Consider the following 13,604-nt stretch of genomic DNA (forward strand, 5'->3'; position numbering starts at 1 on the left):
CTCGAGTGTTACGAGCGTGACGAGCAGCACCGCGGCCGCTATTAATCCTGCCAACTCAATCATGGTGTGACCTCCTGCCGTGCCCGTGCTGCGCATGCTAGGACAGTGACGACGCCCATGGTGATGACGCATGCCTGCCAAGACCACACGGTGAGGTAGAACATGGCCGTGGACACTGCAGTGAGTGTGGCCAGACCGAGCCCCAGGACGAGCAGCACGCCAAGTGCGGCGTCGCTAACAGGTATGAGCCGGGCCAGTGCCTGGCCCGGGAGCAGGACGAGGACGCCTATAGCGGCGACCGCCTGCAGCGGCGTCGGCAGCCCGACCAGCGTGACCAGTGACAGTGCCACGGCGGATACACCCAGCACCAAGGTGGTCCGGCTCATTCCACGGGCGTTCATGGCTTCACCCGGTATACGCGTGCATCGCTGTTGCTGTAAGCGAGCTGCACGCCGTCTTGTGAACTGAGCCAGTCCTCCAGCTCCTCGAAGCCGCGCTGGGTGGTTTGGCCCTGCACGACGAGACTCGACTCAGCGGAGCTCATGAGTAGCAGGTAGCCACCAGCAGAATTGTGCTTGGCGAAGTGGTAGACGAGTGGCCCGCACGTTGCAGCCGACAGGTCGGAGGGACACAGGTCCTCGATCGTTCGGTACCGGTGGCCCAGGTAGTCCTGGCTGCGCCATGGCGTCGGGTGGGCAGCCGCGATGATTGCTGATCCGGGCGGAGCGAGCTGGTCAACAGCTGCGACAGCGGCGACTTCATTGTCTGCAAATACGTCATACTGCGCATTACCGAACCGGCTTGTTACGGCCAGCACAGCGAGTAGGAAGCAGATTGGGACAAGGACGAAAGTACGACGGGAGGCGGGACCTGCGCTGCCTTTCGTGGGAAGCAGGACCGAAGATGCCTGCATCGCAATGAACGGGAGCGCGAACAGCGATATGCGGATAAGCATTTCACCTCCATAGGCCTGCACGGGGAAGAGCAACAGTGGAGTGACGGCGAGGAGGACCACCCGGATGTCCAGGCGCCGTCTGCGCCAATCGCGGATCGTTCCGGCCGCGGCGAGGGCCCAGAGAATGACGGTCAGACCTATCCGGATCTGGACTACGAGCATGTGCCCGGCGGTCCCCGCCGCGCGGTGGACAACGTTCGCCTCGATCGCTGTCTGCAGTCCTCCATCGGCCAGGGGTGGGTGCCCCGCAAGGTACGTACTCGCCGGGTAGACGAGCCAGAGTACCAGGAGGATCCCGGTGATTAGCGGCAGCCGGCTGGGCCAAACCCGTCCGCTAAGAGTCAGGGCAGTCATGGCGATAAGCGCCAGGAACGGCGTTAGCTGATGGCTGGCGCAGATGACCGTTATCAGCAAGAGGGTCGCCACCAGGGCGCCGAGCCGGTGGCCCGGCCGACCTTCGGCTGGCGTCCGTGCCCGCCACCACGCCGTCAGATCGGCGCGCTTGAAGCCACGGAATATAGGTGTCTTAGCGGCGAGTGGGCCCATGAGCAACACGACCAGGACGAGGTACAGGAAGAAACCGAAGGCTTGGGGGGACAGATAGTCCTGGTCCTGCCAATTGCCAAGGCAGAAGATCCAGAGCACCAGCCACCGCCGCCGCGGATCATTCGTCAGGTAACGGGTCAGCACGCTCAGGGCAGTGAGCCACAAGCCGATATTGAGTACCGGTGCCCAGAGGGCAACCGTGACCGGGTCTATTCCGGCCGCGCCCAGCACGGTCGCCAGGAGTGCAAAGAAGCCCGGCCAGTTGAAGTACGCGTCGATGTTTGGGTCGATCCCCCCGGAGCTTGACAGGACGTCAGCGATACCAAGGTGCCGGAATGCGACCTCACCCCGTGGCGCATCCGTTACGAAGGCTGCCGTGCCAAAAAGAATAAGCACGAGGACCACGATGAGCCACAGCATGACCGGGCGGCTCGCGGGGCCCGCAGAATCCCCCCGTAGCGCCACGAAGAAGGCGAGGTTGAGGATCAGGACCCCAACCCAGAACGGGTAGGGCAGCACGCCGACGAGTCCCAGGTCGCTGCTCACGGGTACTGACACAGTTGAGGCGGCCCACGCTGCAAGCGCGAGCGACACAGCGCCCGCCGCGGCACACCAGAGATCACGGGGCTTCCAGCGCGCCCTGGGGCGGATAGTCTCCTTGAGCGTGCTGGTCATGATGCCTCCTTTTTGGTGCGGCGGAGAATAGCAATGAGCCGGAGTCCGATGACGATGGCCCCGACGGTGAGCACCACCAGCCACGCAAGGGCCATGGCACTGGAGCCATTGCTGGCGGCCACCAGGGCTGAGACGCAGAGGGCGGCTCCGAGCGCGACCCCGACCACGATGGATTCTGTATAGCGCCCGAGGACCCGGCAAACGGAGTTGTAGGCCTGCAGCACTGCATATGCCACCACTCCGGCGGCCAACAACCGCAGGGTGACGGTGGACGCATTGGCGTACCTGTCACCGAGCAAATGGAGCAGTGGGTGGGCGAGGACGATGAGGACCACGGCAGCGAGGCCGCCAACGAGGAGCGACCAACGGAAGCTCGCCCAGGTAGTCGCCGCCAGGCGGCCGGGTTCACGGACACCCTCCGAGAATTGGACGATGCCCATCAGCATTGGTGCAGTGTAGGCAGCCCAGGCCATCATCCATGCGGGATACCAGTAGGCTGCCACCTCTGGTGACACCATGTGCGCAAGCAGGAGCGGCAGCACCAGTCCCGGGGCGCGCTCGGTGAGCGTAAGAAGCTGGTTGGGAATTCCCATCTTGAGCAATGAACGTCCGCGTGCGGGGTGCAGGGACGGCCTTGGCCGGTAGCCGACCAGCCTTCTCAACTGGACACCACCGATGATACATGAAACGGCCGAGCCGAGGGTCCAGCAGGCCATTAACACGTCGGCCGAGGCACCGTGTGCCTGCCACGCCACGAGCGCTGCGGCACCAAGGGAAACCAACCCGCCCAGGGTGTACCTGAGCGTCGCGCTGCTGCCGCGTCCCAGCGCTACGAGCGCCTGGTCCAGCACGGTACACATGGTTCCTGTGACGGCAGCCACCACGAACGTCGCCCAGAAGAGAACAGACATCGAGGCCGTGTCCGGCGCCACGAACAACTCCAGCACAAGGTAGCCGAGGGCCAGTACCGTGCCGGCTACCCCCACGATGCCGAACGCCGCGTCCAGCACCCGTGCGGGCGGCTCCCCCCGCCCCACCGAGACGATTACGGCGGATCCAGTGCCCAAAACGGCTAGCTGGGTGCAGATCATCACAGCCGAAACGGCAGCAGTGGTGAGCCCGACCTCACGATCGAGCGCCGCGTGCGCGGCCACGACCCAGAAGGCGAAGCCCGTGCCCGTCTGGGCAGCCTTCGCCAGGACGAGGCCGAGCGAACTGCGCAGGGGGGAGTGCCGGACGACGGGCACGGTCTCCGATGGGGCGAGCTCATGTTCAGCCGTCACGACCTAAACCCCTCGCCATACCCGCATAGTTGTACCAGCAGAAGGCGATGTAATAGCGCAACCATTGGGGTTGGCCGGCAGCGAGGCTCAGCGCGCTGCCGCGGACTGCCGCGGCAGCGGGCAGGAGTGCTAGCCGTGCGCCGCTCCAGCCGTGCTTGCGGACCATCCGTCCGAGTCCTGTACCGTCCATGAGGAACTGGTCGAGTGCGAAGTCAAAATCGTCCGCGGCGAACCGGTGTTCGACCATGACCCGCTGCGACACTCCCGTCTTCATTCCTGATTGCCGCATCCGCCAACGCAGTTCGATGTCCTCACCGGACTTGAATGAGTCATCGAAACCCAGGCTAAGCATCACTTCCCGGTCGACGAGCGTCGCGACGAGTCCGAACCAGTTCCGGCTGCGGCCGGTGCGATGGTGATGTGCCAGCGCCTGCCCCCAGTAGCCCGGCCCGGCGACGCTCTCCAGGCCGGCCTGGAGAGCGTCGTACCCGTCCTCCACCATCTCAATGAGCAAGTCCGCGACCCCCGTGGCGCCGAACACCACGTCGGCATCCACGAGCAGGACCCAACGGGTGCTGCTGCTCTGGACACCGAGCGTTCGGGCCCAGGGCAGGCCGCGTCCTTCGTCACTTAGGACACGGGCACCGGCCGCCCGGGCAAGTTCGACAGTGCGGTCGGTGGATAACCCGTCCACCACGATGATTTCGGCGACACCGGACTGACGCAAGGCTTCCAGACAGCGCGGAAGCAGTTGCTCCGCGTTGCGGGCCGGAACGACCGCGGTGACGTCTGCTGTACTGTAGCCCACGGTGTCCCCCTCAGACCTGCTCGTCGAGGATCGACGGCAGCAACTCGTCCAGGTGCCGGACAATATCGTCTGACGCCTGGTCCGCGGAGTAGGCGGATGGGATTTGGAACAGGTGGCAGGGGCGTCCGTCAAGAGCTTTGCTCAAAACAAGCCCCTTCGCCGCAAAGTGCTCACGCCATGGGACGACGGACGTGGCAGCCAGTCCGGTCACGACCCGCTGCGAGAAGCCGGCCATCTCGATGTGGAAGTTGCCGATCATGCGGTCGACCATCCAGTCGCGCGACCTCTCGACAACCCGGGAGCGTGCGCCCTCGTACCGCTCGACATAGATGGCGGCCGCAAGCGGGGCCGAAGTGGTCACTTTCCGCCCTGGAAACGCGGCCTCCGCGGTGACCATCCGGTGCTCCGGCGACCACCGCCGGGAGAAGTCTGCCAGGCGTGGATAGCGGATAACGAACGGGTGCACCACGGTAGTGAGTCGCCCAATGCTCCCGGAGAACCGGGAAGGGACGAGTGGCTTGCGTGCACCCTCGAAGAGGTGCGGATAAATTGCACGGTGATGCGGCTTGATAAACATCGGCTTCGCGTAGCCGAGCAGCGTGGCATCCTCGGCGAGGAATGCCCAGTCGTCGCCCATGAACGACCACCCTTCACGCCGCATCAACTTGGCCGCGGTGCTCGTCTTACCGGTCCCGCCGGCAGCCGGAAGTGCGATCGCGTGGCCTCGGTAGGCCATCGTCGCCGCGTGGATCATGGCCGCTCCACGAGAGATCATGGCGGCATCGAGAACCGGTACCACGGAGGTCAGCAGCTCCCCCGGCCCGTGAACGCGCCACTGATCTCCATCCCTTACGACCTGGACGCGGTCAGCCTGGAAGCGCACACTGTTGTCCGTGTACGCCAACTCATGCTCGACCAAACCCGCGTCCGGCATGGGTTCCGGCCGGTCATCGACAATAATGTCAGGCTGCCGTTCAGTGTCGGAAGCGAAACACGCCAACATGCTCTGAAGCTGCCTCGCTGTGGGGGCCATCGCGTCGACGCTGATCGTGACGCGGCCGTGAATGTCGAAGTGCAGAGACTTCGCCCGCCTGGTGCTCATAGTCCTCCCCTGTCTGATTGGTGTCGGCCGAATGCAGCTCCGGCCCGGGCCAATCCACCCAGTGCCCGTAGACGGATTCGTAACCCCCGGCCGTGAAACTTCGCCGGCAGAATCGAGCGTAGGTTAGGCCTGCCAGGTAAACACCGGTAGTGAGTACTCGCCTTTTGCGCCGCCTCCTACGTGGGGAACGGCGCGCTTTCGGCAGGGCTGGGGGTGGAGGGACAGCTTTGAGTGCCGCGTTAAGTACGTTGGGGGTTTGCCTGGTTCAGCACGTCAGGTAGAGGGGGTATCCTGCGCATAAACGCGAACCCAGTCCACCCGCATCTCGCCTGGTCCGTCGGGAGTGCCGTCCGGGAACCAGTCCAGTTGCAGCGTCTGGTGCATCGATCCCGGCGGCTGGTGAGCGGGGTCGTTGTCCTCAAACCACTTCACCCCATCGACGTAGCCGACGATGCCGGCCGGAGACCAATCAACCGCATAATTGTGGAACCGGGTGAGATCCAGGGCCTTGGAAACTGACGTCTTCGAGTCCGAGCAGCCATAGTGATGGAAGAATTTGACGAGGTTCCAGTCCCCGGTCGTCTCCGTGTAGTCGACTTCGCCGTCACACGGCCAGTTCCCGCTGTCCGGCCACAGGATCGACACCATGTGGTACTCGTCGTCACCGGAGCCCGCCGCGCGGACCTCCCAGCGGCCGTACTTCTGGAGGCCGAACTTGGCGCTGATTCCGGCGGAAGTACCGTCCGATGTTCCGGTTATCACCATTTTTGATCCGTCCACCGCCACCTGGCGGGGGCTGCGCATACCGTTCCCTGCGTGTCCGGCGCTGTCGTACACGGACCACTTGGTGGGGTCCGGTGCGCCCGTGTAGTTGAATTCGTCGCCGGCGATCGGCGTGCCCCAGTCCAGACGTGCAGCCGCCGACCCGGTGACAGCCGACTCCGATGAAGGAGCCGGGCAGCCGGCCAGGAACAATGCCGCCATCCCGAGGGCGATCCAGCGTCGACGCATACCTCAGATGATAAGGGGCCCGGTACCTGCAGCGGGTTTTCCACATAGCCTCCGCGCCGGCTTCCTCCTCCGTCAGGGACGCCTAACCTTGAGTCAAGCGAATCGCCTATCCGGTCCAGATGCACTAAGATAGTGAAGTCTGTGCTGCGTCCCGCCTCCTTTCCGAGGCAAGACGTTGCACTGACTCGCAAATGAACCTCCTGTTACGGAAATACCGTAACCGCTTAGCCCAAAGGAGGTGGGTTCACATATGCGTCCTTACGAATTGATGGTAATCATCGACCCCGAGGTCGAAGAGCGTACCGTTGAGCCGTCGCTTCAGAAGTTCCTGAACGTCATCACCAACGATGGTGGAACCATCGAGAAGGTTGACATCTGGGGCCGTCGCCGCCTGGCTTACGAGATCAAGAAGAAGTCCGAAGGTATCTACGCCGTGGTGAACTTCACCGCCAAGCCGGAGACCGCCAAGGAACTTGACCGCCAGCTGTCTCTTAACGAGACCATCATGCGCACCAAGATCACCCGCCCCGAAGAGCAGAAGGTTGTTGCTGAGTAATACAGCACCGGTCTTCATTCTTTACCCCGCAGGAAACGCACTCTTCACCCAGGATCGAACAAGGAGGCAGTAGATGGCAGGCGAGACCACCATTACGGTCATCGGTAATCTCACCAATGACCCGGAATTGCGGTTCACACCGTCCGGTTCGGCAGTAGCGAACTTCACCATCGCTTCCACTCCCCGCACCTTTGATCGCCAGTCCAACGAGTGGAAGGACGGGGAAACCCTCTTCCTCCGCGCCGCTGTCTGGCGTGAAGCAGCCGAGAACGTTGCCGAATCCCTGACCAAGGGAATGCGCGTCATCGTTACCGGCCGTTTGAAGAGCCGTTCCTACGAAACAAAAGAAGGCGAAAAGCGCACCGTTATCGAGCTTGAGGTCGACGAAATCGGCCCCAGCCTGCGGTATGCCAATGCCAAGGTCAACCGCACCCAGCGCTCCGGCGGACAGGGTGGCGGCGGCTTCGGCGGCGGCAACAGCGGCGGTGGGTTCGGCGGCGGCAACTCTGGTGGAAACCAGGGCGCCAACGCCGGCGGAGGCTGGAGCGGTGGCAACCAGCAGGCTGCACAGGACGATCCCTGGGCCACGCCCGGCGTGTCCAACGCAGGCGGCTGGGGCAACGGCCCCGATTCTGAACCTCCCTTCTAAAACCCAAACAACGGCCCGACGCCGGGGTGCCGGGGTGCTGAAAGGCACCCAAGGGTACTGCCGCCGTCGGACCACCACCATCCCGTGGATCAATATCCACGGGCTCCCTAGAATAGGAGCTCCACGATGGCTAAGGCTGAACTCCGTAAGCCCAAACCAAAGTCCAACCCCTTGAAGGCCGCTGACATCACTGTCATCGACTACAAGGACGTAGCATTGCTGCGCAAGTTCATCTCCGACCGCGGAAAGATCCGCGCCCGTCGCGTTACTGGCGTTACGGTGCAGGAACAGCGCAAGATCGCCCAGGCAATCAAGAACGCCCGCGAAGTTGCTCTGCTGCCTTACTCCGGCGCTGGCCGCGGCTAAGGAAGGGATTAACTAACATGGCAAAGCTCATTCTGACCCACGAAGTAACCGGTCTCGGTGCTGCTGGCGATGTTGTCGAGGTCAAGGACGGTTACGCACGTAACTACCTGCTGCCCCGCAACTTCGCCCTGACCTGGTCGAAGGGTGGCGAGAAGCAGGTTCAGTCCATCAAGGCTGCCCGCGCTGCCCGCGAGCACGCTTCCCTGGAAGATGCTCAGAAGCAGGCCGCTGCACTGTCCGCCAAGCCGGTCAAGCTGGTCGTCAAGGCCGGCGAGTCCGGCCGCCTGTTCGGCACCGTCAAGCAGGGCGACGTTGCCGACGCTGTTGAGGCCGCTGGCCTTGGCAAGATCGACAAGCGCAAGGTTGAACTGCCCGCCCACATCAAGTCGGTTGGTTCCTACCAGGCCAACGTCCGCCTCCACGCTGACGTTGCCGCTGTGATCGAACTGGACGTGGTTGCAGGGAAGTAATTCCTCAACCGCACCAGAAGACCCCCGTTGCCGGATTCCGGCGGCGGGGGTCTTTCGCTTTCCAGTGATAGCCTGCTCCGAGTGAATCCGACACCACGCAGCCGTCCTTTCCACCAAGTGGATGTATTCGCCAGCCAGGCCTACCGGGGCAACCCCCTCGCCGTCGTTCTTGATGCCCGGGGCCTGGATACGGCAACGATGCAGCATTTCGCCAACTGGACCAACCTTTCCGAAACCACCTTCCTCCTGCCCCCCGAGGATCCCCGCGCTGACTACCGGGTCCGGATCTTCACCGGCAGTGAGGAGTTTCCGTTCGCAGGCCATCCGACGCTGGGGTCGGCCCATACCTGGCTGCAGGCAGGGGGAGTGCCGCAGACCGATGGCTACGTGGTGCAGGAGTGTGCTGCGGGGCTGGTCAGGATAAGGCGCGATGGCGGGCGGCTGGCCTTCGCGGCACCGCCCCTGACGCGCTTCGGGCCGGTGGAAGCGTCCATCCGGCGGCAGTTGGCGGCGGCGCTTGGGGTATCTGCTTCTGACATCATCGACGCATCCTGGCTGGTAAACGGGCCCGAATGGATCGGTGTCCTGCTGGAATCCGCGGAGCAGGTGCTGGCCCTTGAACCGGACCAGGTGGCGATGGGTGACCTGAAAGTGGGCGTGATCGGCCCGCGCGCACCGGGCGCTGGTACCGACTTCGAGGTCCGCACTTTCCTGCCCGGGGACGCCATGGCGGAGGATCCCGTTACCGGCAGCTTCAACGCCGGTGCTGCCCAGTGGCTCATCGGCAGCGACAGGGCGCCCAAGCAGTATGTGGCCTCGCAGGGCACCGTCCTGGGGCGGGCCGGGCGCATCCACATCAGTTCTGAAGACGGGGACATCTGGGTGGGCGGTGACTCCACCACCTGTATCCGCGGGACTGTCCTTCTCTGATCCGCCGTTGGGGGATAAAAGTCCCGTAACCCAGGTCTCGGATTCAAGTTGCGGGAATACATCGGCGCCGGCCGCAGTTCAGGGGAATAGATGCATACGCATGTATACTGATTGAACGAATACCAGGAGAATGCCATGGAAACCCGCCGTCTCACCGTCCTTTCCGCTGGACTTGGCGTACCTTCATCCAGCCGGCTGCTGGCCGACCAGCTGGCAACAGCCGCGGAACAGCAGCTTAAGGCGGTCGGCCTCCATGTGGTGGTGGACGTCGTCGAACTCCGGGACCTGGCTGTGGACATCGCCAACAACTTCGTTACCGGCTACGCCGCACCACGCCTGGCAGAGGTGATCGCCGGCGTGGAGGCGTCGGACGGCATCATCGCCGTGACGCCCGTCTTCAGCGCCTCCTACAGCGGCCTCTTCAAGTCCTTCATCGACGTCCTTGACCCGAAGTCCCTGGACGGCAAGGCGGTCCTGCTGGGTGCCACCGGCGGTACGGACAGGCACCAGATGGTCCTGGACTACGCGCTGCGACCGCTGTTCAGCTACCTACGCACGCGCATCACGGCAACCGGCGTGTTCGCAGGACCCCAGGACTGGGGGACTGCCGAAGAGGGCGGGCATTCACTAGCCGACCGGATCGAGCGCGCTGCGGTCGAGTTCACCGGGCTGTTGGAGGGCCCGCAGCCCGGCCGGAAGCCCGCCCCGATGGAGTCCCTACCGTTCGAGCAACTGCTGGCCGGCATTTCCGGGAACTCCTGACTCGCGGACCGGGGTTAGGGGGCAGGATGCCCCGGGTTTAGGGGGCAGCCCGGGGGTTGTTTTTGATGCTTCCACCGCCAACACTGGGCAATCTGGGGGTTGACTGAGACCAACACCGGGGAGCGAAGTTGAGAAACCATCAAATATCCAACGTGGACGAGCGTGATCGCGGTGCCAGGAGTTCCTGGCCTTTTTTTAGATGGGCAGTTGCCGGCCCTGGGGGTCCCCGTCCGCGTCGGTTGCGGCTCGGTCTTCCTGCACTGCTGACAGCTCTGCTGGTTGTGCTTGCTGGCCTTGTGGCGCCCGTGGCGGCTTCCGCCGCTACGGGTGATGTGGGGGTCGAGGGCCCGTCGCACTCAGGGACGGGGACGCCCACCGGTACCAAGCGGCAGACGAATTCGCTGTGGTTCAACGACGGGATCTGGTGGGGAAACCTTTGGGACACCGGCAGTTCCAGCTTCAAGATATTCCGCTTCAATGCCTCCACAAACTCGTGGACGAGTACCGGCGTGGTGACGGAGTCGCGGGCGAACACCCATCATGACGTGCTTTGGGACGGAAAAACGCTGTATGTCGCGAGCTTCCGGTTCGTCAACGACGGCCTCCCTTCCGAGGCGGGTTTCCCCACCACCATGCGCCGGTACAGCTACAACGCAAGCACCAAGACGTACTCCAGCCTGGGATCCAGCCAAGTCAACAATCAAAAGGTCGAGACCATATCGATTGATAAGGACTCGACCGGGCGGGTTTGGGCCACGTGGCAACAGGGGAACAAGATCTATCTCAACGTCACCGGCACCGATGGGGCAACGTGGGGGACACCGTTTGCACATCCTGCATCCTTGAGCAACGTGTCCGTGGACGACAACTCGGCGGTGATCGCCTTCAGCGGGAACAAGATCGGTGTGATGTGGAGCCGGCAGGTGGGGGACACCACCGACGGCATGTATTGGAGTTACCACGTCGACGGAGCCTCGAACTCGTCCTGGACCACGCCTGTGGCGGCGGTCAAGGGGCAGCGCAGCGGTGACGACCACATGAACCTGAAGTGGCTGGACGCTTCGTCAGATAAGGTCTTTGCTGCCATCAAGACCTCTTTTACGTCGGCGTCCCAGCCGTTGATCCAGTTGCTGGCCCTGAATACTTCAACGGCGACATGGTCTGCGCACACGATCGCGACAGTTGCGGAATGCCCCAACCGTGTGATCGTCCTGATCGATGAAAGCACCCAGACGCTGCGGACCTTCGCTACGTATCCGAAACCGAGTGGAACAACGAATGCGGGTGTCTGCACAAGTAGCGGTGGGGCGATCTATGAAAAGTCCACACCGCTGGACGCCATCAGCTTCACTACCTCCAAGACGCCCCGGATCGTGGACGCCGACCAGTATGTGCACAACGTAACTTCCACAAGGCAGAACCTGAACAGCTCCAGCCGCGGCACAGCCAACAGTGGCCTGCTGGTACTCGCTGATGTGAATGCCACAAACAGGTACTGGCACTTCTACGATGGCAGCGGCGGTAGTGGGGGCGGCAGCACAGATACAACAGCTCCGACCGTGACGGCTACGTCGCCGAATGGCGGTGCGACCGGGGCGGCCGTCGGTGCCGATGTGACCGGGACGTTCTCGGAGGCGATGAATGCGTCCTCGATTTCATCGAGCACGTTCACGCTGACGGCTGCAGGGACGACGACGCCGGTACCGGCTGCCGTTACCTACGCAGGCAACGTAGCTACCTTGAATCCTAATTCGGATCTGGCGCCGAGCACTCAGTACACGGCGACGATCAAGGGCGGCGCCAGTGGCGTGAAGGATGTTGCCGGTAACGCGTTGGCCTCGGACAAGACGTGGACCTTTACCACTGCTGCGGCCTCAGGCGGGGGCACGTCCCAGACGGTTACACTCACTACCACCGCAGACACCTACGTTTCAAGCGGGGCCACAGGGACGAACTATGGCACGAGCACAATGCTGGGTGTTGACAACAGCCCGGTGGAGGTTTCGTACCTGAAATTCGATCTCTCGGCCTATGCGGGCAGGGCGATCCAGAGCGCCACGTTGCAGCTTCGCAGCGCCGGGAGCGGATCCACCGGTACTCAGAACGTCAAGCTGGTTGCTGACGACAGTTGGACCGAGGGCGGGGTGACGTTCAACGTCCGTCCAACGCTGGGGAGCAGCATCGGCACATTCGGTCCGACTGCTACCAACACCAACTACAACATTCCGCTGGCCGTCAACGGCCTGGCAGGTGAGCTCGGCCAACAGCTCTCGCTTGGTCTGGATTCCAGCAGCAGTGATGGCCTGGACCTCAACTCCAAGGAGGCAGGCAGCACCGTGGCACCCAAGCTGGTCCTCACGTTCCAGTAGACAGGCAAAGGCGACCTAAGCAGGCCGGGACTGCATCCGTCAGGATGTGGTCCCGGCCTCGTCCTGTTGCCGGGCTCTCACGGCAGGCAGGCCATGGAGCTCCCGGCTTCGGCCAAGTTCGGTTGCTGCACTTAGTCGTCCAGCAGCTCGATGAACTCCCTGGCCTGCTTCAGGGTGATATCCGAGTGCCTGGTCAATGCGTTGGCTGCAGCTTCGGTCTCGCCGCTGCGGGCCAGGGTACGGATCCTGCCGTAAATCTCGTCGTTAAGCATGTTGCTGCTCACCTCGCGGGTTACGTCGCCCTTGCTGGCGATCGCCCGGTAGCGGTACGCAAACCGCTGCGGCTCGTCGTCGTCCTCCTGGAGCGCCTGCACCGGCTCCGGACTCCGGTAGGGCTGGGGGTGGGCTGCCAGGGCCCCTACAGCGTCGCGTGAGGCCCGCAGCCCCTCTCCAGTGGACTCGTAGTAGAACTTGATGGCGGCCATTGCCTGGCCCTGCGCGATCAAGGCGTAAAGCCGCCGGTGCTCGTCCTCCGATAACCGGCCTGCTGCTGCCCGGGCCAGCTCCTGGGGTGTGGCAGCGGGCCGGGACCGGGAAGCGCCATGCGCTGCTTTGCGCCTCCGGGCGGCGCGGTAAGCCACCGTGACCCCCGCAACCACCGCTAGCAGGATAAGGGCCGGGACCACAAGCGATTCCATTTTCACGAGCCGTTCTTATGTACTTCCTGGCCCTCGCCAGGTGCGATTGCTTTGCAGGCCATCCGCCCGGCCATGTTCCTGCTGTTGGTTGTACTGCTGCTGGTTCTGGCTTGGGTGGGTAGCCGCCTCCAGGCGGGCGCGGGCAGCGGTGGCTGCCTGGACCTGGGCTGCGTAGTGCCGGGCAGACCGCTCCGCGAGTTCGCGCTGGTATTTTTCGGCCTCGGACGTCCCCGCGTCACGCGGCCGCAGGGCGGTGGCGATGCCCCACAGGAGCGCCACCAAGACTATCGCCGGCAGTACCAACAGCAGTAGATCGCCCATACCTAGAGCCTAATCCAGATAGTGGTTATCCACAGCAATATTCACGGCTTCGCATACAGTGCCACCGCTGCCTGGTCAAACTCCCGGACCGGAATATGAGGAG

Annotated in this window: 15 protein-coding genes; 7 read left to right on the plus strand and 8 right to left on the minus strand. The window is 63.5% G+C overall.

What is annotated here, in order from left to right:
* Nucleotides 1-59 precede the first annotated feature (59 nt).
* The 6 genes from QFZ57_RS05200 to QFZ57_RS05225 form a co-directional block, all read right to left on the minus strand.
* On the minus strand, nucleotides 60-401 hold the full coding sequence (locus QFZ57_RS05200) for a hypothetical protein (RefSeq protein WP_306898513.1): 342 nt from the start codon (nucleotides 399-401) through the stop codon (nucleotides 60-62).
* Nucleotides 398-2,176, minus strand: coding sequence for a glycosyltransferase (locus tag QFZ57_RS05205; protein WP_306898515.1), 1,779 nt, complete (start codon nucleotides 2,174-2,176; stop codon nucleotides 398-400). Before QFZ57_RS05205 ends, QFZ57_RS05200 begins: the two co-directional genes overlap by 4 nt.
* Complete coding sequence (locus tag QFZ57_RS05210) at nucleotides 2,173-3,459, minus strand: polysaccharide biosynthesis protein (RefSeq protein ID WP_306898517.1); 1,287 nt, start codon at nucleotides 3,457-3,459, stop codon at nucleotides 2,173-2,175. Before QFZ57_RS05210 ends, QFZ57_RS05205 begins: the two co-directional genes overlap by 4 nt.
* On the minus strand, nucleotides 3,449-4,267 hold the full coding sequence (locus tag QFZ57_RS05215; RefSeq protein ID WP_306629381.1) for a glycosyltransferase: 819 nt from the start codon (nucleotides 4,265-4,267) through the stop codon (nucleotides 3,449-3,451). Before QFZ57_RS05215 ends, QFZ57_RS05210 begins: the two co-directional genes overlap by 11 nt.
* 10 nt (nucleotides 4,268-4,277) lie before the next feature.
* Nucleotides 4,278-5,369, minus strand: coding sequence for a hypothetical protein (locus tag QFZ57_RS05220; protein ID WP_306629382.1), 1,092 nt, complete (start codon nucleotides 5,367-5,369; stop codon nucleotides 4,278-4,280).
* 273 nt (nucleotides 5,370-5,642) lie between these two features.
* Complete coding sequence (locus QFZ57_RS05225; protein WP_306898521.1) at nucleotides 5,643-6,380, minus strand: glycoside hydrolase family 16 protein; 738 nt, start codon at nucleotides 6,378-6,380, stop codon at nucleotides 5,643-5,645.
* 250 nt (nucleotides 6,381-6,630) lie between these two features.
* Between QFZ57_RS05225 and rpsF the strand changes: the two genes are divergently transcribed.
* The 7 genes from rpsF to QFZ57_RS05260 all read left to right on the plus strand — a co-directional run bounded on the left by rpsF (nucleotide 6,631) and on the right by QFZ57_RS05260 (nucleotide 12,482).
* A complete protein-coding gene (gene rpsF / locus QFZ57_RS05230; protein ID WP_013602900.1) occupies nucleotides 6,631-6,936 on the plus strand; it encodes a 30S ribosomal protein S6 in 306 nt (101 codons plus the stop codon).
* A 73-nt stretch (nucleotides 6,937-7,009) separates the two neighbouring features.
* The gene (locus QFZ57_RS05235; RefSeq protein ID WP_306629384.1) at nucleotides 7,010-7,585 is read left to right on the plus strand and encodes a single-stranded DNA-binding protein; all 576 of its coding nucleotides are present in this window, start codon (nucleotides 7,010-7,012) and stop codon (nucleotides 7,583-7,585) included.
* A 126-nt stretch (nucleotides 7,586-7,711) separates the two neighbouring features.
* Entirely contained in the window at nucleotides 7,712-7,951 is a 240-nt protein-coding gene (gene rpsR, locus QFZ57_RS05240) for a 30S ribosomal protein S18 (RefSeq protein ID WP_003800144.1), read from the plus strand.
* A 17-nt stretch (nucleotides 7,952-7,968) separates the two neighbouring features.
* Nucleotides 7,969-8,421, plus strand: coding sequence for a 50S ribosomal protein L9 (gene rplI, locus QFZ57_RS05245; RefSeq protein WP_306629385.1), 453 nt, complete (start codon nucleotides 7,969-7,971; stop codon nucleotides 8,419-8,421).
* A gap of 81 nt (nucleotides 8,422-8,502) precedes the next feature.
* Nucleotides 8,503-9,351, plus strand: a complete 849-nt coding sequence (locus QFZ57_RS05250; protein ID WP_306898524.1) for a PhzF family phenazine biosynthesis protein — start codon at nucleotides 8,503-8,505, stop codon at nucleotides 9,349-9,351.
* A 135-nt stretch (nucleotides 9,352-9,486) separates the two neighbouring features.
* Entirely contained in the window at nucleotides 9,487-10,113 is a 627-nt protein-coding gene (locus tag QFZ57_RS05255; RefSeq protein ID WP_306898525.1) for an FMN reductase, read from the plus strand.
* A gap of 152 nt (nucleotides 10,114-10,265) precedes the next feature.
* Nucleotides 10,266-12,482 carry a CBM96 family carbohydrate-binding protein gene (locus QFZ57_RS05260; protein ID WP_306898526.1) on the plus strand — a complete coding sequence of 739 codons (2,217 nt, stop codon included), beginning with the start codon at nucleotides 10,266-10,268 and terminating at the stop codon, nucleotides 12,480-12,482.
* Between the two features lie 131 nt (nucleotides 12,483-12,613).
* On the opposite strand, the gene QFZ57_RS05265 is transcribed toward QFZ57_RS05260, so the two are convergent.
* Both QFZ57_RS05265 and QFZ57_RS05270 read right to left on the minus strand, forming a co-directional pair.
* Nucleotides 12,614-13,180, minus strand: a complete 567-nt coding sequence (locus QFZ57_RS05265) for a hypothetical protein (protein ID WP_306632434.1) — start codon at nucleotides 13,178-13,180, stop codon at nucleotides 12,614-12,616.
* A gap of 15 nt (nucleotides 13,181-13,195) precedes the next feature.
* Nucleotides 13,196-13,501 (minus strand): hypothetical protein, encoded by a 306-nt coding sequence (locus tag QFZ57_RS05270; RefSeq protein WP_306629389.1) that lies wholly within the window; start codon nucleotides 13,499-13,501, stop codon nucleotides 13,196-13,198.
* Nucleotides 13,502-13,604: the final 103 nt, after the last annotated feature.

Origin of the sequence: Arthrobacter sp. B1I2, from assembly GCF_030816485.1 — a bacterium.
GTDB lineage: Bacteria > Actinomycetota > Actinomycetes > Actinomycetales > Micrococcaceae > Arthrobacter.

Coding starts and splice junctions, on each gene's coding strand:
- QFZ57_RS05200 (WP_306898513.1), bottom strand. CDS start 401: ATGAACGCCCGTGGAATGAGCCGGACCACCTTGGTGCTGGGTGTATCC.
- QFZ57_RS05205 (WP_306898515.1), bottom strand. CDS start 2,176: ATGACCAGCACGCTCAAGGAGACTATCCGCCCCAGGGCGCGCTGGAAG.
- QFZ57_RS05220 (WP_306629382.1), bottom strand. CDS start 5,369: ATGAGCACCAGGCGGGCGAAGTCTCTGCACTTCGACATTCACGGCCGC.
- QFZ57_RS05225 (WP_306898521.1), bottom strand. CDS start 6,380: ATGCGTCGACGCTGGATCGCCCTCGGGATGGCGGCATTGTTCCTGGCC.
- rpsF (WP_013602900.1), top strand. CDS start 6,631: ATGCGTCCTTACGAATTGATGGTAATCATCGACCCCGAGGTCGAAGAG.
- QFZ57_RS05235 (WP_306629384.1), top strand. CDS start 7,010: ATGGCAGGCGAGACCACCATTACGGTCATCGGTAATCTCACCAATGAC.
- rpsR (WP_003800144.1), top strand. CDS start 7,712: ATGGCTAAGGCTGAACTCCGTAAGCCCAAACCAAAGTCCAACCCCTTG.
- rplI (WP_306629385.1), top strand. CDS start 7,969: ATGGCAAAGCTCATTCTGACCCACGAAGTAACCGGTCTCGGTGCTGCT.
- QFZ57_RS05255 (WP_306898525.1), top strand. CDS start 9,487: ATGGAAACCCGCCGTCTCACCGTCCTTTCCGCTGGACTTGGCGTACCT.
- QFZ57_RS05265 (WP_306632434.1), bottom strand. CDS start 13,180: ATGGAATCGCTTGTGGTCCCGGCCCTTATCCTGCTAGCGGTGGTTGCG.
- QFZ57_RS05270 (WP_306629389.1), bottom strand. CDS start 13,501: ATGGGCGATCTACTGCTGTTGGTACTGCCGGCGATAGTCTTGGTGGCG.